Source organism: Ruegeria sp. H7 (genome assembly GCF_056532945.1).
Window position 1 is genome coordinate 25,062 of record NZ_JBQFNZ010000007.1, and the last position, 22,830, is coordinate 47,891.

Annotated in this window: 24 protein-coding genes; 12 read left to right on the top strand and 12 right to left on the bottom strand. The window is 59.8% G+C overall.

The genetic code is table 11. The features are described from left to right. Window positions 1-44 precede the first annotated feature (44 nt). From ACR0AC_RS15060 to ACR0AC_RS15070, 3 genes are all read right to left on the bottom strand, one after another. The gene (locus tag ACR0AC_RS15060) at window positions 45-1,400 is read right to left on the bottom strand and encodes an extracellular solute-binding protein (RefSeq protein ID WP_170455467.1); all 1,356 of its coding nucleotides are present in this window, start codon (window positions 1,398-1,400) and stop codon (window positions 45-47) included. Beyond that, complete coding sequence (locus ACR0AC_RS15065) at window positions 1,397-2,557, bottom strand: LacI family DNA-binding transcriptional regulator (protein ID WP_480874480.1); 1,161 nt, start codon at window positions 2,555-2,557, stop codon at window positions 1,397-1,399. The genes ACR0AC_RS15060 and ACR0AC_RS15065 overlap by 4 nt, the downstream gene beginning before the upstream one ends. A gap of 243 nt (window positions 2,558-2,800) precedes the next feature. Next, window positions 2,801-3,952 carry a zinc ABC transporter substrate-binding protein gene (locus tag ACR0AC_RS15070; protein ID WP_480874482.1) on the bottom strand — a complete coding sequence of 384 codons (1,152 nt, stop codon included), beginning with the start codon at window positions 3,950-3,952 and terminating at the stop codon, window positions 2,801-2,803. Window positions 3,953-4,008: 56 nt separating this feature from the next. On the opposite strand from ACR0AC_RS15070, the gene ACR0AC_RS15075 reads away from it, so the two are divergent. The 3 genes from ACR0AC_RS15075 to ACR0AC_RS15085 are packed head-to-tail and all read left to right on the top strand — an operon-like array spanning window position 4,009 to window position 6,064. After that, window positions 4,009-4,521 (top strand): transcriptional repressor, encoded by a 513-nt coding sequence (locus tag ACR0AC_RS15075; RefSeq protein ID WP_170455473.1) that lies wholly within the window; start codon window positions 4,009-4,011, stop codon window positions 4,519-4,521. A gap of 2 nt (window positions 4,522-4,523) precedes the next feature. Further along, entirely contained in the window at window positions 4,524-5,270 is a 747-nt protein-coding gene (locus ACR0AC_RS15080) for a metal ABC transporter ATP-binding protein (protein ID WP_480874485.1), read from the top strand. Beyond that, window positions 5,270-6,064, top strand: coding sequence for an iron chelate uptake ABC transporter family permease subunit (locus ACR0AC_RS15085; RefSeq protein WP_170455477.1), 795 nt, complete (start codon window positions 5,270-5,272; stop codon window positions 6,062-6,064). The genes ACR0AC_RS15080 and ACR0AC_RS15085 overlap by 1 nt, the downstream gene beginning before the upstream one ends. 7 nt (window positions 6,065-6,071) lie before the next feature. On the opposite strand, the gene ACR0AC_RS15090 is transcribed toward ACR0AC_RS15085, so the two are convergent. The 6 genes from ACR0AC_RS15090 to ACR0AC_RS15115 form a co-directional block, all read right to left on the bottom strand. Further along, window positions 6,072-7,067, bottom strand: coding sequence for an ABC transporter ATP-binding protein (locus tag ACR0AC_RS15090; RefSeq protein WP_480874488.1), 996 nt, complete (start codon window positions 7,065-7,067; stop codon window positions 6,072-6,074). Next, on the bottom strand, window positions 7,064-8,098 hold the full coding sequence (locus tag ACR0AC_RS15095; RefSeq protein WP_480874491.1) for a Gfo/Idh/MocA family protein: 1,035 nt from the start codon (window positions 8,096-8,098) through the stop codon (window positions 7,064-7,066). Before ACR0AC_RS15095 ends, ACR0AC_RS15090 begins: the two co-directional genes overlap by 4 nt. Then, window positions 8,095-8,934 (bottom strand): carbohydrate ABC transporter permease, encoded by an 840-nt coding sequence (locus tag ACR0AC_RS15100; protein WP_480874493.1) that lies wholly within the window; start codon window positions 8,932-8,934, stop codon window positions 8,095-8,097. The genes ACR0AC_RS15095 and ACR0AC_RS15100 overlap by 4 nt, the downstream gene beginning before the upstream one ends. Continuing rightward, window positions 8,931-9,845 carry a carbohydrate ABC transporter permease gene (locus tag ACR0AC_RS15105; RefSeq protein ID WP_170455486.1) on the bottom strand — a complete coding sequence of 305 codons (915 nt, stop codon included), beginning with the start codon at window positions 9,843-9,845 and terminating at the stop codon, window positions 8,931-8,933. The genes ACR0AC_RS15100 and ACR0AC_RS15105 overlap by 4 nt, the downstream gene beginning before the upstream one ends. Before the next feature lie 69 nt (window positions 9,846-9,914). Then, window positions 9,915-11,168: an ABC transporter substrate-binding protein gene (locus ACR0AC_RS15110; protein ID WP_480874496.1), complete on the bottom strand. Its 1,254-nt coding sequence runs from the start codon at window positions 11,166-11,168 to the stop codon at window positions 9,915-9,917. A gap of 21 nt (window positions 11,169-11,189) precedes the next feature. Further along, entirely contained in the window at window positions 11,190-12,074 is an 885-nt protein-coding gene (locus ACR0AC_RS15115) for an N-acetylmuramic acid 6-phosphate etherase (RefSeq protein ID WP_480874499.1), read from the bottom strand. Between the two features lie 161 nt (window positions 12,075-12,235). Between ACR0AC_RS15115 and ACR0AC_RS15120 the strand changes: the two genes are divergently transcribed. The 5 genes from ACR0AC_RS15120 (at window position 12,236) to ACR0AC_RS15140 (ending at window position 16,615) form a co-directional block, all read left to right on the top strand. Next, complete coding sequence (locus ACR0AC_RS15120; protein ID WP_480874501.1) at window positions 12,236-13,114, top strand: glucosamine kinase nucleotide-binding domain-containing protein; 879 nt, start codon at window positions 12,236-12,238, stop codon at window positions 13,112-13,114. Next, on the top strand, window positions 13,111-13,860 hold the full coding sequence (locus ACR0AC_RS15125) for a GntR family transcriptional regulator (protein WP_480874504.1): 750 nt from the start codon (window positions 13,111-13,113) through the stop codon (window positions 13,858-13,860). Before ACR0AC_RS15120 ends, ACR0AC_RS15125 begins: the two co-directional genes overlap by 4 nt. 19 nt (window positions 13,861-13,879) lie before the next feature. Next, on the top strand, window positions 13,880-14,908 hold the full coding sequence (locus ACR0AC_RS15130; RefSeq protein ID WP_170455496.1) for an SIS domain-containing protein: 1,029 nt from the start codon (window positions 13,880-13,882) through the stop codon (window positions 14,906-14,908). Continuing rightward, a complete protein-coding gene (gene nagA, locus ACR0AC_RS15135) occupies window positions 14,905-16,044 on the top strand; it encodes an N-acetylglucosamine-6-phosphate deacetylase (RefSeq protein WP_480874507.1) in 1,140 nt (379 codons plus the stop codon). Before ACR0AC_RS15130 ends, nagA begins: the two co-directional genes overlap by 4 nt. Window positions 16,045-16,192: 148 nt before the next feature. Next, complete coding sequence (locus tag ACR0AC_RS15140) at window positions 16,193-16,615, top strand: tellurite resistance TerB family protein (RefSeq protein WP_170455499.1); 423 nt, start codon at window positions 16,193-16,195, stop codon at window positions 16,613-16,615. A 5-nt stretch (window positions 16,616-16,620) separates the two neighbouring features. Here ACR0AC_RS15140 and dacB read toward each other — a convergent pair whose 3' ends face one another. From dacB to ACR0AC_RS15155, 3 genes are all read right to left on the bottom strand, one after another. Beyond that, window positions 16,621-18,099, bottom strand: a complete 1,479-nt coding sequence (gene dacB / locus ACR0AC_RS15145; RefSeq protein WP_480781289.1) for a D-alanyl-D-alanine carboxypeptidase/D-alanyl-D-alanine endopeptidase — start codon at window positions 18,097-18,099, stop codon at window positions 16,621-16,623. 66 nt (window positions 18,100-18,165) lie between these two features. Beyond that, window positions 18,166-18,786 (bottom strand): nicotinate-nucleotide adenylyltransferase, encoded by a 621-nt coding sequence (locus ACR0AC_RS15150; RefSeq protein WP_480874511.1) that lies wholly within the window; start codon window positions 18,784-18,786, stop codon window positions 18,166-18,168. 32 nt (window positions 18,787-18,818) lie between these two features. Next, window positions 18,819-19,289: an MOSC domain-containing protein gene (locus ACR0AC_RS15155; protein ID WP_480874514.1), complete on the bottom strand. Its 471-nt coding sequence runs from the start codon at window positions 19,287-19,289 to the stop codon at window positions 18,819-18,821. A 138-nt stretch (window positions 19,290-19,427) separates the two neighbouring features. Between ACR0AC_RS15155 and ettA the strand changes: the two genes are divergently transcribed. The 4 genes from ettA (at window position 19,428) to ACR0AC_RS15175 (ending at window position 22,799) form a co-directional block, all read left to right on the top strand. After that, on the top strand, window positions 19,428-21,095 hold the full coding sequence (gene ettA / locus ACR0AC_RS15160) for an energy-dependent translational throttle protein EttA (protein WP_170327107.1): 1,668 nt from the start codon (window positions 19,428-19,430) through the stop codon (window positions 21,093-21,095). Between the two features lie 75 nt (window positions 21,096-21,170). Then, window positions 21,171-21,599: a hypothetical protein gene (locus ACR0AC_RS15165; protein WP_480874517.1), complete on the top strand. Its 429-nt coding sequence runs from the start codon at window positions 21,171-21,173 to the stop codon at window positions 21,597-21,599. After that, window positions 21,596-22,375 carry a hypothetical protein gene (locus tag ACR0AC_RS15170; RefSeq protein ID WP_480874520.1) on the top strand — a complete coding sequence of 260 codons (780 nt, stop codon included), beginning with the start codon at window positions 21,596-21,598 and terminating at the stop codon, window positions 22,373-22,375. Before ACR0AC_RS15165 ends, ACR0AC_RS15170 begins: the two co-directional genes overlap by 4 nt. Window positions 22,376-22,592: 217 nt before the next feature. Next, window positions 22,593-22,799 carry a cold-shock protein gene (locus ACR0AC_RS15175; protein WP_170378838.1) on the top strand — a complete coding sequence of 69 codons (207 nt, stop codon included), beginning with the start codon at window positions 22,593-22,595 and terminating at the stop codon, window positions 22,797-22,799. The last annotated feature ends 31 nt before the right edge of the window (window positions 22,800-22,830 follow it).

Sequence of the window (22,830 nt, forward strand, 5' to 3'; positions counted from 1 at the left end):
GGGCAGCGGCGCGAACGCCGCTGCAGTGCCATTGGAAGGTGGCGTTACTCGACCTTGGCGAGTTCTTCGTTCATGGCTGCAACAGCAGCTGCGGCGTCAATTTCGCCGTCGATATATTGACGGACAACGCGGTTAATCGCTTGGCTGTTGACCATTTTCGAGGCCAGCGCCAGTTGGCCTTCGGCCACGCCCCAACGCTGTGCCACGTCCAGACCGCCGACGATCTCGTCGATCATGGCCTGTTCGTACAGCTCACCCAGCGGCGCTTTGCGGTCGACACCCACGGGCAGGTCTGCCCAGGCCTCGGAAAACGCGGTCGGGTTGTCGGCGTTGCCGCGACGGACCGGGAATTTGCCCTCGGGCGCGATGGCAAGCGTTTGGGTATAGCCTTCGTCCATCGCGAATTTCACGAACTCCATCGCCGCGTCGGTATCCGCGTCGTTGGTGATGCCGAAGTACCGCACATCACCCCAAGCCGCACCGTCAGGGTTCGACGGGCCGGACAGTTTGGTCACGATGCCGGTCTTGCTGGCCAGATCGCGCGAGGTCGGATCGTCGTTGATGGTCGGCGGGGCGCTGTCACGCAGGCCGGCCAGTTCGTCCAGAATGAAGGGCGACCAGATGATCATCGCGGCCTTGCCGTCAAAATACAGCTCGCGCGACTGCTTCCAATACAGCTCACCCGGAGGAGACGCTTGCGAGATCGCTTTGTAGAAATCCAGAACCTCGGTGGTCTTGGCCTCATCCAGCGGCTGGAACCCGTCAGGACCAACTGGCGAGACGCCGTTGGCCAGGAAGACATGCTCCAGCACCTGGCTCATGAAGTTCTCGTCAACCTTGGTGGCCGAGACAAAGCCATACATCTCGGGCGGGTTATGCAAAGCCTCCAGCGCGGCCTGAATGCCCGCAAAACTGTCCGGTGCATCCAAACCGGCCCCTTCGAACAGGTCCTTGCGATAGACCACCATCTGGGTCCATCCATCCACCGGAACAGATGCGGTTTCATCGTTAAACGCCGCCATTCCCAACGCGCCAGGAGCGAACGTATCTGCCCCCAGCTCTTCGATCACTTCGGTTGCGGCTTCGGTGTCCAGAATTCCGGCCTCGGCCCAGGGCAGCGCGTATTGCAGCGGGTGATAGACCACATCGGGCAGATCCCCAGCGGCGAACGCGGCTGTTGCGCGCGTGCCCAGATCGCTTTCGGTGATCGGAATGACCTCGACCGTCGTACCCGTTTCGGCCTTGAACTGATCGGCCATCTCTTGCTGCTTGGCCAGACGCTCGGGCTGTTCTTCGGTGGTCCAGAAGCGGATCGTATCCGCCTGCACGGACAGCGCGGTCAGCGCCAATGCCAGGGACGAGCCTAACATCAGCTTGGCTGCTTTCGGCGTGAGTTTCATGATTGGTTTCCTCCCAATTTGCTTTCTGTCGTCTCTTTGATTTTCGTTGCCAGCGCGTCCGAGCCAAGCAGCGGCGGACCGTCCGAGGCCCGTTCGATCAGCATCGCCTCACCCAGCTCGCGCAGTGTGCCCGGTGCTTCGCCCCTTATCTGACGGATAAGCAGGGTGGCCAGACGCTCACCCGCAGCGCGAGAATCGACGCTGAAGGTTGTCAGGGCCGGGTTGGCGTATTGGCACTCCGGAACGCCGTCATATCCGGTCACCGAAACATCCCGGCCAATCTGCAAGCCAAGGTCGGCGGCAACGGGATAGAAGCCCAACGCCGCAAGATCGGTGGCAAAGATGATGGCAGTTGGCGGACGGTCCAGCGCCATTAGGGCACGCGCTTCGATTGCGCCCTCTTCGCGTGTCCGCGCGCCTTCACGGATCAGATCGGGGTCGAATGGCAGGTCGGCGATGCGCAGCCCTTCGATATACCCGTCCCGGCGCAGATGGCTGTAGTTGAACTTGGGATCGCTGCCGACATAGCCGATGCGCGTATGCCCATGGCTTGCCAGCCGCAGAACCGACTTGAGCATCGCGGATTCGCCCGAAATATCGAACCACGAAATATCATCCGGCACTTTGGCCCCGCCATAGCCGGTGCGCCCATAAAGGATATGCGGCACGCCCAGATTACGCAGGAACCGAACCCGCGCGTCGTTGACGGCGGTACGCGGCAGGATAAAGCCGTCTGCCTTGTGTTCCTCGACCAGACGGCCAAGCACCTTGAGCGTGTCCTGCTCCGAATGCGCCGTTGAGATCGTCATGGTCCAGCCGAAACCGCTGGCCGCCTCACATGCGCCTGCCAGAAACTCTTGCAGGAACGGGTTGTGACCGTCCGGCTCATCTGTGTTGAGCACCATGGCCAGCGCCCGAACACGCCCGGTCCGAATGGCCTGCGCGTGGCTGAGCGGACGATACCCAAGCTTGCGCGCCATGGTTTCGACCCGCTTTCGGGTGGTTTCGGAAATGTCCGGATAACCGTTCAAAGCCCGCGAAACCGTGCTTTTGGACAAGCCCAGACGGGCCGCAAGTTCATCGATCTTTACACGGCGCGAAGATTGCGGATTTTCACCCGCCGCTTCGTATTGCCGATTTGTAAGATTCGCTCCCATGTCTTCATTTTTTGTTTCCGAAACCGGTTTCGGCAACAGAAAATCTTATCAGCCGCGCTGTCGCGCCAATCAAGGGCACAACTTCACGTGGTAGGAATGCAGGATTTGCCGGGGTTATCAGCCGGCCTCAGCCGGTTGTTGGGGGCAACGCCACTTTTGACGAAATGGAACAATTAACCCGCGTCACCCCCAACTTTGGATATCCCGGACAACTCTCTCGGCATTGTCCGGAATGATCAGGAATTAAAGGCACTCGGCCAGGGTCTTTGCCATGTTCCGGATGACCTGAGGGTACAGGTCCGCGCCGGGTTCAAGGTCCGAGCCCAGCGGGTCGATGACGCCGGTATTTGCGTCGGTGCCGCCCAGAACGGTTTCAATGATCCCCGGGTTGAACTGCGGCTCGGCCAGAACGCAATCGATCCCCTCTTCCGTGATCCGGCCTTGAATCTCGGTAATCCGCGCGGGGCTGGGATCGGCTGCGTCGCCAATCGAGATCGCACCCGAGGCGGGCAAATCAAACGCGTCCTCAAAGTACTGATAGGCATCGTGGAAGACGATGAAACTGCCACCGCGAACGGGGTCCAACATCTGTGCAACTTCGGCCGAAAGCGCCTCAAGCTCTTCCCGGCCGGCGGCCGCATTGGCGAAATAGGCACCGGCATTGTCAGGGTCTGCCGCCGACAGTTGGGCCGCGATCACGTTCAACCAAGTTCCGGCGTTTTCGGGCGACAGCCAGGCGTGCGGGTCATGCGCGCCATGGTGATGGCCGTCGTGATCGTCATGGTCATCATGTCCCGCGTGGTCTTCATGGTCATGGTCATCATGATCCTTGGCGTCGGCATGATCATCGTGGTCGTCGTGATCGTGGTCGTCGTGACCATCCGAGTCCGCATGATCTTCGTGATCATGGTCATGGTCTTCGTCTTTGGCGTGATCTTCATGATCGTCGTGATCATGGTCGTCATGATCGTCATCCGCGTGGTCTTCGTGGTCATGATCATCATGATCATCATGGTCCCCGTGATCATGCGCCTCAAACAGCGCGCTTTCACGGAAATCCAGCAGAACGGTGCCATCGGCCTCAAGCAACGCCGTAACAGTTGCACCTTCGGCCAGTGTTTCCACCGCGCTTTCCATCCAGGGCGTCAGATCCTCACCCAGCCAGAACACCAGATCCGCTTCTTGCAGCGCCTCAGCTTCGGATGGGCGCAGGTTGTATTCGTGCGGCGAGGCCCCGGCCGGGATAATCAAGTCCGGCTCGCCAACGCCTTGCATGACCCGCGCCACAAGCGAATGCACCGGCGCAATATCAACTGCCACATTCGGCACATCGGCAATCGCCGTGCCCCCCATCAACGCGGCTGTGATCGAAACGGGAAGGAGCTTTCTGGACATCGGGAACCCTATGTGATTTTATAACGTTACCAGCGAAATACATGATATATAATAACATGACAAGTGAGACACCGCCCGCCACGGCCGAAGAAGCCACTCTGCTTGGGTTCAACAAGCACGACCACGCCTCGTGCGTTGCAACCGGTTTGGCCAATGCCCAGGCGCATTGTCAGGCAGAAGGGCTGCGCCTGACACCTGTGCGGCAGAAGGTTCTGGAAATGTTGCTGCAAGAGCATCGGGCGCTTGGGGCCTATGCGATTCTCGACCGTTTGCGCGAAGAAGGCTTCGGGTCGCAACCGCCGGTGGCCTATCGCGCGCTGGACTTTCTGGTCGAGCATGGGTTTGCCCATAAGATCGAGCGACTGAATGCCTTTGTCGCCTGCGCGCATCCCGGGGCTTCACATTCCCCGGCCTTCATGATCTGCCGCAAATGCGATGCCGTGGCCGAGGCGTATTCTGCCCCCGCCAAAGGCGCGCTTGGTGCTGCCGCGCGCGCCGTCGGGTTCGAGATCGAACGCACCGTCGTCGAAGCCGAAGGCATCTGCCCCGACTGCACCGAGAAAGCCTGATCATGACTTTGGTTTCTGTAAAGGATCTCAGCGTCCGCTACGGCGCAAACACCGTATTGCGCCACGTAAACATGGCCGTCGAGCCGGGCGAGATCGTGACCATCGTGGGTCCGAACGGGTCGGGCAAAACCAGCCTGCTGCGCGCCATCATCGGCGCGACCCAACCCGCTGCGGGGCATATCACGCTCAAAAAAGGGCTGCGGATCGGGTATGTGCCGCAGAAGCTGCATATCGATCCGACGCTGCCGATCTCGGTCGAGCGGTTCATGCGCCTGACGGATCGGGTTTCAAAACAGGATTGCGCGGCGGCCTTGAAAACCGCCGGTGTCTCGGACCTGCTGAAACGGCAGATGTCGCAGCTATCTGGCGGTCAGTTTCAGCGGGTCATGCTGGCGCGTGCGCTGATCAACCGACCCGAAGTTCTGCTGCTGGATGAAGCCACTCAAGGGCTGGACCAACCCGGCTCTGCCGCCTTTTACCGCCAGATCGAAGACGTGCGCCGGGAAACCGGATGCGCCATCCTGATGATCAGCCATGAACTGCATGTGGTCATGAGCGCGTCGGACCGCGTGATCTGTCTGAACGGTCATGTCTGCTGCGAAGGCTCGCCCGCCGTGGTCGCCTCGGCCCCTGAATACCGGGCGTTGTTTGGGACAGGCACGGGGGGCGCGTTGGCGCTGTATCGTCATGACCATGATCATGATCACGAACATGATCATGGCCCGAACTCTCAGGAAGCTGCAGAATAATGCTTGATGATTTCATGACCCGCGCAACGCTTGCTGGCGTTGGTGTGGCCTTTGCCGCCGCCCCGCTGGGCTGTTTCGTCGTTTGGCGCAGAATGGCCTATTTCGGCGATGCAACCGCCCATGCCGCAATTCTGGGTGTGGCCTTGTCGTTGACCTTCCAGATGTCTGTGTTCACCGGGGCTTTGGCCGTTGCTTTGGTGATGGCGCTGGCAGTCACGCTGCTGTCCGGCAAAGGCTATGCCATGGACACTCTGCTGGGTGTTTTGGCCCATTCCGCACTGGCTTTCGGCCTTGTCGCCGTATCGTTCCTGTCCGGGGTGCGGATCGACCTGATGGCCTATCTGTTTGGCGATATTCTGGCCGTTTCCAAAAGCGATCTGGCCGTCATCTGGGGTGGAGCCGCTTTGGTGGTGGCCCTGATTTCTTGGCGTTGGTCCCACCTGCTGACCGCGACGCTGAACGAAGAACTGGCCTATGCCAGCGGCTACAACCCCAAACGCGAGCAGTTGATCCTGACCCTGTCGCTGGCGGTAACAGTCGCGGTTGCGATCAAGGTGGTCGGCGTGTTGCTGATCGCCGCCATGCTGATCATCCCCGCTGCCGCCGCGCGCAGTCTGGCGCGATCGCCCGAGTCCATGGCCGTGATTGCCGCCCTTATCGGGACGACCTCATCGATCGTCGGCCTGAGGGCGGCTTATGTGTTCGACACGCCAGCCGGCCCCTCAATCGTCTGCGTGGCGGCTGTGCTGTTCGCCTGTTTCAGCCTGCTGGGCTGGCAAGGGCGCAAGACCTGATCAAAGCTCAGGACAACCGCGCGCCGCTTTGGTCGAACATGTAAACGCTCTGCGGATCGAAGGCGAGGCGGATGTCCTGCCCTTCTTCGACCCGATGCTGCCCGAAGAGGCGGGCGGTGATCTGGTGGTCCTGAACCTTGGCAATGACGTTGGTGTCACCGCCCAGATGCTCGACATGGCTGACCCGTGCCTGAAGCGCGCCGTTGTCGTCCAGCACCAGATCCTCGGGGCGCACACCCATGGTCCTGTCATCCCCTTCCTGCATCAGCCCGGCGGGGAAGAAGTTCATGGAAGGTGAGCCCAGGAACCCGGCAACGAACTGGTTGGCCGGGTTGTTATACAGCTCCATCGGCGAGCCTATCTGTTCGACGCGCCCGTCGCGCAGGACAACGATCTTGTCGGCCAGGGTCATCGCCTCGGTCTGGTCATGGGTGACGTAAATCATCGATCCGCCAAGCTGACGATGCAAGTTTGCAATCTCCAACCGCGTATTCATGCGCAGCGCCGCATCAAGATTGGACAAAGGCTCGTCAAACAGGAACAGCTTGGGCTCGCGCACAATGGCCCGGCCAATAGCCACGCGCTGACGCTGTCCACCGGACAACTCGGATGGGTAGCGGTTCAGATAGGGACCCAGATCCAGCATCTGGCTGGCCTTGGCGATACGCTCTTCGATCACCGCCTTGGACTGGCCTTCCTGCTTCAGCGCCAGCGTCATGTTCCCGCGCACGTTCAGATGCGGATAGAGCGCATAGCTTTGGAACACCATTGCGATCCCGCGTTTGGACGGTGGGGTCAGATTGACCAGCTCATCGCCGATCCGCACCTCGCCCGAGGTTGCATCCTCAAGCCCCGCGATCACACGCAGCAGGGTGGATTTGCCGCAACCCGAGGGGCCGACGAAAACGACGAACTCGCCCTCTTCGACGTCAAGATTGATGTCTTTCAGAACGTGAACCTCATCAAAGGACTTGTTCACATCTTTCAGGGTCAGCGCGGTCATGTGGCGTCCTCCTTCAGAGATACAGGGTGGCCGGTGCGAATGCTTTCATCCGCGGCCAGGCATATGGCCAGCGATTGCACGGCGTCGTTCATGTGGCGGGTCAGGTCGATGTCGTCCGTGATGGCGCGCAACATGTAGGCCTGCTCGGCATCGCAGAGCTCTTGATGGCCCGGCTCATCCGGCATCTCGACGGTGGTGTCACCATCCGGTCTGTGCACAAGAATGCTGCCAACCTTGGTGTGACCGTCGATATCTGCAGACGCGCCTTTGTTGCCGTCCGTGATCGAGACCGATCCGTTGGGCGAGACGATGTCTTTTACGAAAAACGCTGTCTCGGACATCATCGGACCCCAGCCAGCCTCGTACCACCCGACCGAGCCATCCGCGAAGACGACCTGAAACTGGCCGTAATTGTACATCTCTTCCGGTATCTCGTCGGTCAGGCGCAGGCCCATGCCATGCACGCGGACAGGATCGGCATCGGTGATCTGGCACATGACGTCGACGTAATGCACGCCGCAATCCACAATCGGGCTGGTGGTCTGCATCAGCGCCTTATGCGTCTCCCACTCCGCGCCCGAGGATTGCTGGTTCAGGTTCAGGCGGAAGACATATGGCCCACCCAGCCCCCGCGCCTCTTCGATCAACCGAATCCACGACGGGTGATGACGCAGGATGTACCCGACGACCAGTTTGCGCCGGGTGCGCTGCGCGGTTTCGACAACCCGTTTGGCATCGGCCACGGTCATGGCCAGAGGCTTTTCGACAAACACATGCGCCCCTGCCTCCATCGCCTTGCAGGCATAGTCCACGTGGGTGTCGGTATAGGTTGCGATAACGGCAAGGTCCGGAGTGGTGTCCGCCAGCGCCGCCTCGAAATCGTCAAACGCGGGATACCCGGCCAGATCGGGATGCGAGACCTCTCCGCTGCGGTTCACCAGGCCAACAATCTCGGCCTTCGGGTGGTGGTGATGGGCCAGCGCGTGGCTCAGGCCCATATTCCCAAGACCGGCAACAAGAACACGGATCATTTGACAGCCCCCGAAGTCAGACCGCGGATCAATTGCCGCGAGAAGATTACGTACAGGATCAACACCGGCAGGATCGCCATCGACAGGGCCGACAAGACTGCGTTCCAGTCGGTCACGAACTGGCCAATGAAGACCTGAGAGCCCAGCGTCAGCGTTTTGGTTTCCTCAGCCGGGGCAAGGATCAGCGGGAACCAGAGGTCGTTCCAGATCGGGATCATGTTGAACACCGCAACCGTCGCCATGGCCGGGCGCACCAGTGGCAGGACCAGCCGGAAGAAGATCGCGTATTCCGACAGCCCATCGACCCGGCCCGCGTTTTTCAGATCGTCTGAAACCTGCCGCATGAACTCACTGAGGATAAACACCGCCAACGGCAACCCCTGCGCCGTGTAGACCAGGATCAGCGCCCATAGCGTATTGACCAGACCGGTGGCCACCATCATCTCAAGGATCGCAACGGTGCCGATGCGGATCGGGATCATGATGCCCAGCGCCAGATACAGGCCCATCAGCAGGTTGCCTTTGAAACGGTATTCACTCAGCGCGTAGGCCGCCATCGCGCCGAACAGCAGGATGAGGAACAGCGACGCGACCGTCACGATCATCGAATTCTGGAAGTAGAGGAAAAAATCCCCCTGTTTCATCACTGTCTGGTAGCCAATCAGCGAGAAACTGTCGGCATCGGGCAAGGCCAGCGGCTGACGAAAGATCGCTTTGCGGGTTTTGAAACTGTTGATCAGGATGACAAAGACGGGGAACAGCGCGATCAGCGTGTACAGGATCAACGCCCCGTGCATACCGAATGCGTTCAATGGATTCGTACGCGCTTTGCTCATAGCTGATACCTCCGCATCCGGGTCTGGATACCAAACAGATAGATACAGACGCCCACCAGAATGATCGCGAACATGGCCCCGGCGATGGCCGATCCCATATGCGGGTCGCCCAGTTGCAACTGGAAACCGAAGAAGGTGCGGTACATGAAGGTGCCCAGAATATCGGTTGAAAAGTCAGGCCCGGCCAGCGCGCCCTGCGCGGCATAGATCAGGTCAAACGCGTTGAAGTTCCCCACGAAAGTCAGGATCGAGATAATCCCGATCGAGGGCAGGATCAGCGGCAGCTTGATTTTCCAGAACGCAGACATTCCGGTGATGCCGTCAATCTCTCCGGCCTCAAGAATCTCTTCGGGTATGGTCAGCAGCGCGGCATAGATCAGCATCATTGGAATACCGACAAACTGCCAGACCGAGATCAGCGCCAGCGTCGTCAGGGCGTATTCCTCTTTGCCCAGCCACGGCGCGAACAGAAATTTCAGCCCGACCGCATCCAGCATTGATGGCGCGATGCCCCAGATGGGTGACAGGATCAGCTTCCAGGCGAACCCGACGATCACAAAAGACAGGATCGTTGGGATGAAGATGGCCGACCGATAAAGCGCAGCAAAGCGCAGGCGCGGATGGCTGAGCAGCGCAGCCAACGCGATGCCGATCGGGTTCTGTACCAGCATGTGGATGAGAAAGAACCAGAAATTGTTGCCCAGCGCGTTCCAGAATTGCTCGGCCCAGATGGGATCGAAAAACAGCGTTCTGAAATTGTCGAGCCCGACAAACACCCTCTCCTGATCGATGCGCGAATACAGCGCCAGACGCAGGGTGTTGAACAGGGGAAAGATCATCACGGCGGTGTAGACGATCACGGCTGGCGCAAGGAATACGACGATATGCCAGCGAATGCGGCCGGGGTTCATGGTTCGATCTCCGGGGGTAGAAGGACCCGGGCGACAGATGCGCCCGGGATGTGTGCAACAGCGGTGGGCTTACTGATGCGGGGCGTACCAGCTGGCCAGACCATCCTGAAGCTGCTGGCCCAGCTCGTCCGGTGAGGCACTGCCCTTGATGGCGGCAACCGAGGCACCCCAGGTTTCATTCTCAAGGTTCGGCGTACCGCGCGACAGGATCTGATAGGTCGAACGGATCGTGCTTTCACACTCGCCACGCCACCCGACGATTTCCTTTGCAAGCGGGTCTTCCAACTCGACCGGGGTCGAGGACAGCGGGAAGAAACCCGGCAGGGCATTTCCGAAAATCTCGGCAAATTCCGGGCTGGCAACCCAGGCCAGGAAGGTGCGCGCGGCCTCGGAATTTTCGCTGGCCGCGTTCATGCCGATGCCGATATCGGTGTGGTCCGAGATATAGCAGGTGTCGCCCGCATTCTGGACCGGCGGCTTGAACGCGCCCATCTCGAAATCGGCCTGCGCGTTGAAGCCCGAAATCTCCCACGAACCGGCAGGATAGATCGCCGCACGCCCAAGGGTAAAGATGTTCTGGCTGTCGGGATAGGTCTGCGCCTCATACCCGTCGCCCAGATAGTCCGCCCAGCGCGCCAGTGTCGCGTAAGGCGCAGTCCATTGGGCGTCAGTCAGCTTCTGCTCGCCCGCGATCAGGGCCAGACGGCCTTCTTCGCCCTTCCAATAGTTCGGGCCGATATTGTTATAACCCATAGTGGCCGCTTCCCACTGGTCATTCGTGCCCATGGCCATCGGGATGTAATTGCCGTCTTCCTTGAACGCATCGAGCACCGCAAAGAACTCATCTTCGGTGGTCGGTGCCTCAAGACCCAGTTCGGCGAAGGCATCCTTGTTGTAGATAAACCCATGGATCACCGACGCCATCGGAACGCAGAAGCTGGCCGATCCGTCATCCGTCTGCCATGCCGATTTCGCCACGTCCGAGAAGTTCCCCATCGCATCCAGATCGGACAGGTCAGTCAGGTGCCCCGACTCATACAGCGCCAAAGAGGCATCGAAGGGACGGCACGTGATCAGATCACCCGCAGACCCCGCGTCAAGCTTCGAGTTCAAAACCGCGTTGTACTCGGCAGGTGCGGAGGGCGTGAACTGGACCTTGATACCGGGATGCTTGGCCTCAAAGGCCGGGATGATCTTGTCCTGCCACAGTGTCAGGTCATCGTTGCGCCAGCTTTCAATGGTCAGCGTGACGTCCTCGGCATAGGCCCCCGTTGCCACAAGGGCAGTGGTGGCCAGCGCCAGCGTTAGTGAATTGCGTTTCATCATAGTCCTCCCAGGTTATTGTCATTCAAGCCGCGACAGCGCGGCCCGCAGGTTTCCTTCGGTTTCATGAAGCAGCGCATGGGCCGCATCGGGGGCAACCCCGTTTGCCACCAGAACAGCGGGCTTGACCTGCCCCCCGATCTGATCCAGCGCGGCGGATGCCGCAGCAACATCAACGCCCGCGATCCGCGCCACCATCGACGCCGCGCGCGCCCGCAGTTTTGCGTTATCCGCCCGCAGGTTGACCATCATCCCGTCATGAACATGACCCAATTCCATCGCCATCAGCGTCGACAGCATGTTCAGCGCAATTTTCTGTGCCGTCCCCGCGCCCATTCGGGTCGAGCCGGACAACACTTCGGGCGGCGTGCTCAGGCAAATCGCGTGATCCGCGAGCTCCAGCAAGGCAGAGCCCGCATTATTGGCGATCCCCACAACGGCGGCCCCACGGGACCGGGCGATCCGGGCAGCTTCGACGGTAAAGGGCGTCGTGCCGCTGGCCGAGACGCCGATCAGCAGGTCACGCGCCGTCAGGGTCTCAAGGTCACGGTCCAGCCCGGCGGTATCGTCCTCGGTTGCGCCCGGCATTTCGACGCCCGTTGGCAAACCGCCCGCGAAATGGATCTGCAACTGCGCAGGCGGGATCGAGAAGGTTCCGCCCAGCTCCTGCGCATCCGCAGCCGCCATCAACCCGGACGATCCGGCCGCCGCATAGTGCAGAACGCCTCCGCCGCGAATGGTTTCCGCCATCTGCGCGGCTGCGGCAGCAATTTCGGGAACAGCAGCCCGGGCCGCCGTCGCGGCCTCGATCTGCGCATCCGCCAGCACAGCCGCAACATCGGCCAACGGGCGTGCATCCAGCCCCTTTGCCAATCCGTGCAACGCTTCTGTCTGTGTGGAATGCACCTGATTCCCCCCTCCAACTCCGGAAACAATACCTTTATAATACCTTTTGTCCACAAGAATCTTTTTGAGACCTGTTTGGCGGTAAAATACAGGCGATTTTCGCGATTTTGGTATTTAAAAGGTATTTACTTACCCGCACAGGTATCTTAATGGAGTCTCCTATGGCTGCCGAATCTCAAACCCCAATTCTCGCCATCGATGGCGGAGGCACCCGGTGCCGGATCGCGCTGGCGCAGGGGCAAACCGTGACCTCGGTCGAGACTGGTTCGGCCAATGTATCCAGCGATTTTGACGGCACCGTCCTTTCGATTGTGCAAGGTCTGGACTTGCTGGCAGCCAAATCCGGCCTGCCCCAAGACGTGATCCACAACACACCGGCCTTTGTCGGGCTGGCAGGCGTGACCGGGCCAGCCATCGCGGATCGGTTGCGACAGGCCCTGCCCTTGTCATACCTGCGCATCGAAGACGACCGGCGCGCCGCTTTGCGCGGCGCATTGGGACGGCAAGACGGCGTTCTGGCCCATTGCGGGACGGGGTCGTTTTATGCCGCACAGTTTGGTGCAACCGCGAAATTCGCAGGCGGTTGGGGCCCTGTTCTTGGGGATGAAGCCTCGGCACAATGGATCGGCCGAAACGCCCTGCGCCTGACGTTGGAAAGCGTGGATGGTCGCATTCCCGACGCCCCCATGGCCCAACGTTTTCTGACCCAATTCCAATCCCCAGCTGGGCTTGTTCGCTTCGCCGCAACCGCCCGCCCACATGAGTTTGGCGAATTGGCGAAAACCGTCACCGAACTCGCGGCAGAAGGCGATCATTTAGCCCAATCCACCATGAAGGCCGGCGCGGATGAGATTGAACGCAGCCTGAAACAGATTGGCTGGGCACCCGGACTTCCCGTCTGCCTGACCGGCGGGATCGGCCCGGAATTCCGCGCCTATTTACCGGCCGTGATGCAGGACTGCGTGACCCAACCGCTCAAGTCGCCTCTGGACGGTGCTCTGTCATTGGCCCGTGATTTCGCTGAGGAGGTCATCGCATGAGCGCCATCGAATTCCTGCGGTCGAAAACCTGGCTCGGCGAAACCGGCGGGCCACGCTATGTGCAGCTCAGGCGGCGTCTGGAAGAGGGCATCGCCTCGGGAATCCTACCACCGAACTCGTCCCTGCCGCCCGAACGCGAACTGGCCGAGATTACCGACCTGTCCCGCGTCACCGTCCGCAAAGCCATTCAGGAACTTGTGCGCGAAGGGCTGATCGAACAGCGGCAGGGCTCTGGGTCCTTCATTCGCGAACCGGTGACCCGGATGGAACAGTCGCTCAAGCAACTGACTTCATTCACCGAAGACATGACCCGGCGGGGGATGGAGACGACCTCTCGCTGGCTGGAACGCGGGGTATTCATGGCCACACCTGAGGAAGTGTCGGTGCTGGACCTTGCAGCAGGCGATCAGGTCTCGCGCATCTATCGCCTGCGCGAGGCGGATGGACGCCCGCTGGCGCTGGAACGCGCAGCGCTGCCGCTGGATTTGCTGCCCAATCCGACCGAGGTGTCCACGTCCCTGTATGATCTGCTCGCCAAGTCCGGCAACCGCCCGACGCGCGCGGTGCAGAAAATCTCGGCCATCAATCTGGAAGCGCGCGAGGCCGAGTTGCTGGATGTTGCCGAAGGGGATGCCGGACTGAGGATCGAACGCACCTCATTCCTTGACAGTGGGCGGGTCGCGGAACTCACCCGCTCCATCTATCGCGGCGATGCCTACGATTTCGTCGCCGAATTGCGCTTGTAGACCGGAAAGGCCGATCTGAATGCCACATCAAACCACGCAGATGCGCCGCGAGATTCTGGAAATCCCCGGCGCTGTCGACAGGCTTCTGACCCAGGGCGGTGACGCGATCACGCAAGCCGCCGATACAGCGCGGCAGATCGACCCGCGCTATTTGCTGTCCGTGGCGCGGGGGTCTTCGGATCACGCCTGCACTTATCTGAAATACGCCAGCGAGTTGATCCTGAAACGCCCCATGGCATCGGTCGGCCCATCCGTCAGTTCGATCTACGATGTCGCGTTGCAGGCCGAAGGTGCCCTGTGCATCTCGATCTCGCAATCCGGGCAAAGCCCCGACATTGCGCGCATGACCGAAGCGCTGGGAAAGACTGGCGGATTTACGGTTGCGATCACCAATGACTCGGCCTCCCGACTGGCCGGAATTGCCGACACCACGCTGCCGATCCATGCAGGCCCCGAGCTGAGCGTCGCGGCAACAAAAACCTTCGTCACCTCGCTGGTCGCGGGCCTTTGGTTGATAGCCGAAATCAAAAAGGACGCCGCGCTGATCGCTGCGATCAAGACCCTTCCGGAAAGGCTGGAGGCGGCGACCCAATGCGATTGGTCCGCTGCGGCAGAGGCCGTCGACGGCCGGTCGCTGTTTACGCTGGGCCGGGGGCCAAGCTGGGCGATCTCGAACGAGGCCGCGCTGAAGTTCAAGGAGACCTGCCTGATCCACGCCGAAAGCTATTCTTCGGCCGAGGTTCTGCACGGCCCGGTCTCGATCGTCGAGCAGGATTTTCCCGTGATCGCCTTCGCTGCCGCAGACGACGCTGAAGACAGCGTCGCGCAGACGGCGGACGCAATGGCCGCCAAGGGCGCGCGCGTTTTTGCCTTGTCCGACAAGGTCAACACGGCGACGCGTCTGCCTTATGTGCGAACAGATCACTGGCTGACCGACCCGATTGCGGCCATCGTTTCGTTCTACGGGATGGTTGAAACCGTAGCGGTCCAGCGCGGGATCAATCCTGACACGCCGCGGCACCTGAACAAGGTGACGGAAACGGTATGACACAGGATGTGGTGACATTCCGGAACGGGCTTGTTTTTGACGGGTCAAAGCTGTGGCAGAACCACGCGTTACGGGTCGTCGATGGGCACGTGGCAGAGTTCGGGCCGGATACGCGCATCTCTGACGCGGGACATGTCGTTGACCTTGGCGGAGATATTCTGAGCCCCGGTTATGTCGATCTGCAGGTCAATGGCGGCGATGGGCTGTTGTTCAATGACGATCCCTCGGTAGACACGCTGCGCCGAATGGGTCGCACCCATCGTCGTTTGGGGGTCACCTCGCTGCTACCGACACTGATTACGGATACCGCCGACAAAACTCAGGCTGCCATAGATGCTGCCATCCAAGCCGTTCGCGCGGGTATTCCCGGCATTGCGGGTTTGCATCTGGAAGGGCCGCATTTGTCGGTTGCCCGAAAAGGCGCGCATGACGCCAGCCTGATCCGACCGATGGAGCAGCACGATCTTGATGCCTTGTTGTCTGCCGCCGCCCAATTGCCGTGTCTCAAAGTCACAATCGCCCCGGAATCTGTGTCCGAACAGCAGGTCAGCACGTTGATCGAGGCCGGGGTGCTGGTTTCGCTGGGGCACACAGACGCCGGTTTCGACACCTGCATGCGCTACTTCGCGGCTGGTGCGCGTTGTGCGACGCATCTGTTCAACGCCATGAGCCAGCTGGGCAATCGCGAACCAGGGTTGGTTGGCGCGGTTCTGGCCAATGGTGCGGCCTCGTCCGGGTTGATTGCCGATGCCGTCCACGTTCACCCGGAGACAATCCGCGCCGCGTGGGCGGCCAAAAGCGGGCCGGGTCGGCTGTATCTGGTCAGCGACGCCATGGCTGTGGCCGGGACAAGCGAAACTGAGTTCCAACTGAACGGGCGCACGATCCTGCGTCGTGACGGGATCCTCACCTTGTTGGATGGCACTTTGGCGGGCGCTGATCTGGATCTGACCACAGCACTGGGCGTGATGGTCAACAAAGTCGGCATCCCGCCGGAGGACGCCTTGCAAGCTGCAACCTCGGTCCCTGCCGCCTTGATTGGACAGCAATGCGAGGACCTCAAGATCGGTGAGGGCAAGTTGTCGGGTATGATCCGCGTCGCCTCGGACTTCTCATCAGTCTCCACGTTCGACTGACAATGACGCGCAAGACCGGGATGACCCATCCCGCTCAGGTCCTTATCAATTCTTATCGGTACTCGATCTGCGACCAAACAAGCTGTTGAACCCGCGCGCAGCGGTGCCTATCGTGCGCCTCTGAAGGCCTTCAATCAGGACGTAGCTCATGACCGATCAAACCCCTCATCCCATGTCCCCGCAGGATTGCCTTGTGGCGATCATGGTCGCGGTCTCCGCATCGGACGAAAACATCCGCACGGCTGAGCTGGTCAAGATCCAGGGCGCGGTGAACATGCTGCCGGTCTTTGCCGGGTATGACGCGGACCGCACCCGGCATGTCTCGCAAATCGTGTTCGACCTGTTCGAGCAAGAGGATGGTCTGGACGCCTTGTTTGGCCTGATCCGGGACAACCTGCCCGAGCGTCTGAACGAAACCGCCTATGCGCTGGCCTGCGACGTGGCCGCTGCCGACGGATCACTGGCCGAGACCGAGCTGCGCCTGCTGGAAGAAATCCGGTATGAGCTGAGCATTGACCGCCTGCACGCCGCCGCCATCGAGCGTGGCGCACGCGCCCGTCACGTGGTCTGACGGTTTCAACTGCCGTAAAGCGCGCCCCAGCGCTCAATCAGCGCCCGTTGCAATTTGCGCGACCGCCGGTTCCAGGCGCGCGCGCCCTCGGGGCGTTCGCGAAGGGCACGAGGGATCGTCGCGCGGTGATCGACATCTGCAGTAAAGATCGCAAAGGCCAGCTCCGATCCATCCGCCGTTGTCAGAAAGCCGCCCAGACCTGAAACGAAGTTCAGCGTTCCCGTTTTGGCATCCACTTTGATCGGGTGATCCTTTACGGGCGTGCCATTCTTGTCGGTCAGGGAAAACGGCTTCAACAAAGGGCGCAGCGCCCCGGCCTTGCGCGCCTGAACAAAGGCCGCAACCAAAGCCTCCGGTGCCATGCGCGATGCGTCGCCCAGCCCGGAATGATCCACCATTGCAATCTGATCGACCCCATAGACCTCAAGCGCCCAGCGGTTCATCTCTGCCGCCGATTCCGCAAGGTCCTGCGGCATCACTCCGCGCGCCTTGGTCGCTGCCATTCCCACCATCTCGGCTGTCAGATTGGTCGAGTATTTCAGCATTCCGCGCAGGATACTGTCCAAACGATCGCTTTGATGGACAATGAGGGTGGTGCCTTGCGGCGCCTCGCGCGTGACTTCAACCCGGTCCAGAACGATCCCGTTGGCACGGGCTAGAGTTTTGAACACATCCCCCGCATAAAGTGCAGGTTTGCGCACCGGCAACCAACGGGCACCGCCGTTGCCCAAGGCTCCTTTGGCGACGGACCAGCGGTCCTGCCGCGCACTGGGTTGATAAGTGTAAATCGGCAGGCTGCGCCCTTCGACCCGCATCGACGCCACGTCAACATCCGGGCGATACTTGGCGGTGCGGGCGTCCATTGTGACGTCGTAATTGGTGCCGTCCCGTTTCCATTCAAAGTGAACCCGGTTGAAATTCAGTGAAATACCGCTGATGGCCGGGCTATAGCCCAGATGATCCGGCTGTCCGGGGTCGATGCTGAACACGAAAGGCAGCGCGCCGTCATAAACCTTGAACGCGCCGCGCACCTCGGTAATGCCCGCCTCGCGCAGATTGGCCGCCATCGAGGCCAGATTGTCGGTGTCCAGCAACGGATCACCTCCGCCGGCCAGGATCAGATCCCCCTGCAATATGCCGTTTTCAATTGGCCCAGCCGCGATCAGGCTTGTTTCAAAGCGATGATCGGGTCCAAGCACGTCCAGCGCGTAAAGCGCGGTCAGCGCCTTGCCCACACTGGCGGGCGGCAATCCCATCTCGCCCTGAAACGCCTCAAGCTGCGCACCGGTGCCAACATCGGCCACCGCGAACACGACGTCGCCTTTCAGACCGGCCGCCCGGACAAGACGTTCGGCGCCGGTCAGCTGCGGCCCGCGCGCCTGCGGCCGAAGCGAGACCAAAGGGGCCTGCGCCAATCCCGTCGCCGGGATCAGGGACGCCCCGATACCCCCCAGAAAAAACCGTCGTGAAATGCGATCAACCATGGGGCAATTAAAATCCCAGAGATTAAAATCAGACAACCATCGCATGATAATATGCAGGTGATGTGGCTATTCCGGCAACACTCCGTTGCGCCAATCGCCGCGATTGCGCAACTCGGTCGAGCTGACATCGACCATCGGTACATTCACGAAACACCAGGCCGGAGCCTGTGCCCGCCCCAGCAAATGCCGCGCCTGCCCGTCGATCCGGTAGCGGGCATAGAGTCGCGCCGCAGGCGACATCCGGGCACTGATCCGATCCCCCGGACGCGCCACCACACCCACCGGCACGCTGTCCATGATCTGCCGCCAGTCTTTCCAGCGATGAAACTGCGCCAGATTATCGGCCCCCATCAGCCAGACAAATTTGACCTGCGGATATAACCGGCATAGCGCCGCCAGAGTGTCCGCCGTCGCCCGCGTTCCTGTCAGCGCCTCGATATCCGTGATCTCGACATCCGGGTGCTGTATAACCCCCCGCGCGGCCTTGACCCGCTGCGCCAGAGGGGCCGGTCCGCGCTCCTTCAACGGATTTCCCGGAGACACCAACCACCACACCCGATCCAGCCCAAACGCCTTGATCGCCTCAAGCGTCACATGCACATGGCCCTTGTGCGGCGGATCAAAGGACCCGCCGAACAACCCAATCACCTGCCCGGGCCGCGCATATGGAATATGGTATCGCTCCATCCCTCGCTGATGTTCAGAACTGGGGGGCGTTGTCAATCAACCGGTTGCACCGCATCGCCCAGCTTGACGCGCCCGGGCCGGAGGACTACCGCACACCAACCACCATGCCCCCGCACGGCAGAATAACCCCCTTTGCCCAGCGCCTCCTCCATCCGGCTGCACGGCGCACAGATCACGGTAAAGCGCAGAATGGCTTCTCCCACCTGCACCTCGCGGCCCTTGAGTGCTGCCAGATTGATCCCCGACACCACCAGATTGCGTCGTAGGATTTCCGGCGCAACCGCCCCCTGCCCCAGATAGGCTCCAATCGCCGCCAGATGCTCCTGCTGGATCAGAGTCACGGCCCGCTTGCCTGCGCGACTGCGGTCGCCTTCCAGCCCGGCCTCAGAGATCACGGCTTCTTTCGCCGTGACCACTGCGGCCCGCCGGTCAGGGCGCAGCCCGATCCATTCAACGCGCCCCGGCTGCGCCCACCCCGCAATCAACTCTGCCAGTTGTGACAAATCACTCTCCCTTTCGGACTTGACCACAGTAACCGCCACGATCCGCGAACAAAATTCACAAAACCACCAGCTTGCCCCGCCCGCCCGCCTCAGATATCCAGCGTTCCAACCCAATTTCCCCGACCCAGAGGACGCGACATGGCCGCCTATCAATATGTCTACCACATGCAGGGTGTCTCAAAGACCTATCCCGGTGGCAAGAAGTGCTTTGAAAACATCCACCTGAGCTTTCTGCCTGGTGTGAAAATCGGTGTCGTCGGCGTCAACGGCGCGGGTAAATCGACGCTGATGAAGATCATGGCTGGCCTGGATACCGACTTCACCGGTGAGGCATGGGCCGCCGAGGGCGCCAAGGTCGGCTATCTGCCGCAGGAACCACAGTTGGATGAATCCCTGTCCGTCCGCGAAAACGTCATGCTGGGCGTGGCCGCGAAAAAGGCCAAGGTCGACCGGTTCAACGAAATTGCCATGGAGATCGCCGAGAACTACTCGGACGAGCTGATGGAGGAAATGACCACCCTGCAGGACGCCATCGACGCCGAAAACCTGTGGGACCTCGACAGCCAGATCGACGTCTCGATGGAGGCCCTGCGCTGCCCGCCGGACGATGCCAATATCGCCAACCTTTCGGGTGGTGAGAAACGCCGCGTGGCGCTGTGCAAGCTGCTGCTGGAAGCGCCCGACATGCTTCTGCTCGACGAACCGACCAACCACCTGGACGCCGAGACCATCGCCTGGCTGCAACAGCACCTGATCGACTACAAGGGCACCATCCTGATCGTCACCCACGACCGTTATTTCCTGGATGATATCACCGGCTGGATCCTTGAACTCGACCGCGGCCGCGGCATCCCTTACGAGGGCAACTACTCTGCATGGCTGGAACAAAAAGCCAAACGGCTGGAGCAGGAAGCGCGCGAGGACAAGTCCAAGCAGAAGACCCTGCAGCGCGAATTGGAATGGATGCGTCAGGGTCAAAAGGCCCGACAGGCCAAATCTAAAGCCCGGATCAACGCCTATAACGAGCTGGCCGAGCAGTCCGAGCGCGAAAAGCTGACCCGCGCCCAGATCGTTATCCCCAACGGCCAGCGCCTTGGCGGCAAGGTGATCGAGGTCGAGGGCCTGTCGAAACATATGGGCGACAAGCAACTGATCGAAGGGCTGGACTTCGCCCTGCCCCCGGGCGGCATTGTCGGCGTCATCGGCCCCAACGGCGCGGGTAAATCGACGCTGTTCAAAATGCTGACAGGTCAGGAACAGCCCGACAGCGGCACCATCACGCTGGGCGACACGGTCGAGCTGTCTTATGTCGACCAGTCCCGCGACGACCTGAAGGACAACGACACCGTGTGGGAAGCGATCACCGGCGGTGCCGAGATCATCCAACTGGGCGACGCGCAGGTCAATTCCCGTGCCTATTGCTCGTCCTTCAACTTCAAGGGCGGCGACCAGCAGAAAAAGGTCTCCTTGCTGTCAGGCGGTGAGCGCAACCGCGTCCACATGGCCCGCCTGCTAAAAGAGGGCGGCAACGTCCTGCTGCTCGACGAACCGACCAACGATCTCGACGTCGAAACCCTGCGCGCGCTGGAAGACGCGCTGGTCGATTTCGCCGGCTGCGCCGTCGTCATCTCGCACGACCGCTTCTTCCTCGACCGGATTTGCACGCATATTCTGGCCTTCGAGGGGGACGCGCATGTGGAATGGTTCGAGGGCAACTTCGAGGATTACGAAGAGGACAAAAAGCGGCGGCTGGGACCGGATGCGCTAGAGCCCAAGCGGTTGAAGCATAAGAAGTTTGCGCGGTAGGTTAACCCAAACTTAGTGTTTTTTTTCCGCAAACACTGTATACGTAATCGAATTGTTCATTGGGGGATTCGCCGTATGCCAAAGCGTTTGTTAAAGCAGACAAAGTTTTCAAAGGGTTTTCGCAATCACGAGAGAGCATTTGTTGCCAGAGAGTTTAAGAGCGTTGGTGTTCTGACAGGGGCAAACTCCAACAAAATGCCAACGCTTGTCCGTCTGCTCGATAGCGGCAACCTTGGAATAACCAAACTGCTCACTCAAATTTCTACGCAAGATGGGATTTATAAACTCGTGAGAGACCGCTCGAAAGACCGAACTCAGGTAATGGGTCGATACAGAAAGCGCTTCTTTGTGTTTAGTATAGTTGAAGAGACTACGCCAGACTCGTCGGTTGGAGAAATGGTTGTTAGGCGTTTCGAGCAACCGGTTGGGGAAGATACTTATTGTATCTACCGTTTGGAGTACGATGGCGAAGTATTGTACGATATGACAACGGTGGCACATTGAGCATTGGGAATCGAGCCATTGCTTTCCTAGACATTCTTGGCTTCGAAAGCCAAGTCAACCAGCTTACTCTTGAAGCTGAAGACCTGTTTTCAACAATAAAATCCACGCTAGACTACATTTCTGATTTCGCTGACAGTGCTTCTGAATTCGATGCTGAAGATGTCCAATACTGCATCTTCTCTGATGCTTGTTTTATTAGCGCTCCGTTGACGAGAGCAACAAACGAACGCTCAGAAAAAAACTTTCATTTTGTGCTGGCAGCTGCCCAATCGATTTCAGAGGAAATGCTATCGAGGGGTTTCTTAGTTCGTGGCGGTATCGCGATAGGACCGGCTTATCACCAAGGCAACAAGATTTTCGGCCCTGCAATTAATCGCGCCTACCATTTGGAAGCGCGTATCGCAAACTACCCACGGATAATTCTCGGCAAAGAGGCGTCAAAGTTTCTTGCCGAGAGTAAAATTCAACGTGAAAAGCTAATCTTTAGATCAGCAGATGGACCGTGCACAATAAACCCTTTTTGGAAGTACCAAGAATTTGCCCGCAGTATAGTTCAAGACGAAATTCAAGGAGACTTTAGAGAAGAACCTCCATTCCGACGCCTATCAAACGTGAGAAATAACATAATCCTTGGACTTGATAGCAATCAGGACCTTCCACACATTTTTCAAAAATTTTGGTGGCTCGCAAAGGACTTTAACAATAAAATTATTCCGTTTGGTGATGACATAGGATCAAAGTGGCTACAGCCAATTTCTCAGCAAGAGATTAGATAAGAAAAGTAAAGTCCGGTAGCGCCTTGTATGTCATCAATATGTTGCAGATCAACGGAATCCACCCTTGCCACATGCCCACCCCAATGCCATATGCAAAGGGCTTACGTTTTTCTATTTCGACCTACTGTCTCCTTCCACGGCGCTCAGTCATTCGATCCAGACTACGACGCCAGGCTGCCGCATCCACGTGGGCAGCACCAATCAGGAGACAACGGATATGCCCGCAGGCACCGTAAAATGGTTCAACACCACCAAAGGCTACGGCTTTATCGCACCCGAAGATGGCGGCAAAGACATCTTCGTTCACATCTCGGCTGTCGAGCGTTCGGGCCTGACAGGTCTGGCCGACAACCAGAAAGTCACATACGAGCTGCGCTCGGGTCGTGACGGGCGCGAAAGCGCAGACAATATCGAGCTGGCCTAAGCCGGTCACAGGGTGAGGCGCAATCCTCACC

What these genes read in the sequence shown, in the direction of transcription:
- ACR0AC_RS15060 (WP_170455467.1), bottom strand. Translation starts at nt 1,400, where the DNA reads ATGAAACTCACGCCGAAAGCAGCCAAGCTGATGTTAGGCTCGTCCCTG.
- ACR0AC_RS15120 (WP_480874501.1), top strand. Translation starts at nt 12,236, where the DNA reads ATGGCTGCCGAATCTCAAACCCCAATTCTCGCCATCGATGGCGGAGGC.
- ACR0AC_RS15100 (WP_480874493.1), bottom strand. Translation starts at nt 8,934, where the DNA reads ATGAGCAAAGCGCGTACGAATCCATTGAACGCATTCGGTATGCACGGG.
- ACR0AC_RS15140 (WP_170455499.1), top strand. Translation starts at nt 16,193, where the DNA reads ATGACCGATCAAACCCCTCATCCCATGTCCCCGCAGGATTGCCTTGTG.
- ACR0AC_RS15080 (WP_480874485.1), top strand. Translation starts at nt 4,524, where the DNA reads ATGACTTTGGTTTCTGTAAAGGATCTCAGCGTCCGCTACGGCGCAAAC.
- ACR0AC_RS15175 (WP_170378838.1), top strand. Translation starts at nt 22,593, where the DNA reads ATGCCCGCAGGCACCGTAAAATGGTTCAACACCACCAAAGGCTACGGC.
- ACR0AC_RS15150 (WP_480874511.1), bottom strand. Translation starts at nt 18,786, where the DNA reads ATGGAGCGATACCATATTCCATATGCGCGGCCCGGGCAGGTGATTGGG.
- ACR0AC_RS15165 (WP_480874517.1), top strand. Translation starts at nt 21,171, where the DNA reads ATGCCAAAGCGTTTGTTAAAGCAGACAAAGTTTTCAAAGGGTTTTCGC.
- nagA (WP_480874507.1), top strand. Translation starts at nt 14,905, where the DNA reads ATGACACAGGATGTGGTGACATTCCGGAACGGGCTTGTTTTTGACGGG.
- ACR0AC_RS15125 (WP_480874504.1), top strand. Translation starts at nt 13,111, where the DNA reads ATGAGCGCCATCGAATTCCTGCGGTCGAAAACCTGGCTCGGCGAAACC.
- ettA (WP_170327107.1), top strand. Translation starts at nt 19,428, where the DNA reads ATGGCCGCCTATCAATATGTCTACCACATGCAGGGTGTCTCAAAGACC.
- ACR0AC_RS15110 (WP_480874496.1), bottom strand. Translation starts at nt 11,168, where the DNA reads ATGAAACGCAATTCACTAACGCTGGCGCTGGCCACCACTGCCCTTGTG.
- ACR0AC_RS15095 (WP_480874491.1), bottom strand. Translation starts at nt 8,098, where the DNA reads ATGATCCGTGTTCTTGTTGCCGGTCTTGGGAATATGGGCCTGAGCCAC.
- ACR0AC_RS15070 (WP_480874482.1), bottom strand. Translation starts at nt 3,952, where the DNA reads ATGTCCAGAAAGCTCCTTCCCGTTTCGATCACAGCCGCGTTGATGGGG.
- dacB (WP_480781289.1), bottom strand. Translation starts at nt 18,099, where the DNA reads ATGGTTGATCGCATTTCACGACGGTTTTTTCTGGGGGGTATCGGGGCG.
- ACR0AC_RS15085 (WP_170455477.1), top strand. Translation starts at nt 5,270, where the DNA reads ATGCTTGATGATTTCATGACCCGCGCAACGCTTGCTGGCGTTGGTGTG.
- ACR0AC_RS15075 (WP_170455473.1), top strand. Translation starts at nt 4,009, where the DNA reads ATGACAAGTGAGACACCGCCCGCCACGGCCGAAGAAGCCACTCTGCTT.
- ACR0AC_RS15090 (WP_480874488.1), bottom strand. Translation starts at nt 7,067, where the DNA reads ATGACCGCGCTGACCCTGAAAGATGTGAACAAGTCCTTTGATGAGGTT.
- ACR0AC_RS15065 (WP_480874480.1), bottom strand. Translation starts at nt 2,557, where the DNA reads ATGGGAGCGAATCTTACAAATCGGCAATACGAAGCGGCGGGTGAAAAT.
- ACR0AC_RS15105 (WP_170455486.1), bottom strand. Translation starts at nt 9,845, where the DNA reads ATGAACCCCGGCCGCATTCGCTGGCATATCGTCGTATTCCTTGCGCCA.
- ACR0AC_RS15130 (WP_170455496.1), top strand. Translation starts at nt 13,880, where the DNA reads ATGCCACATCAAACCACGCAGATGCGCCGCGAGATTCTGGAAATCCCC.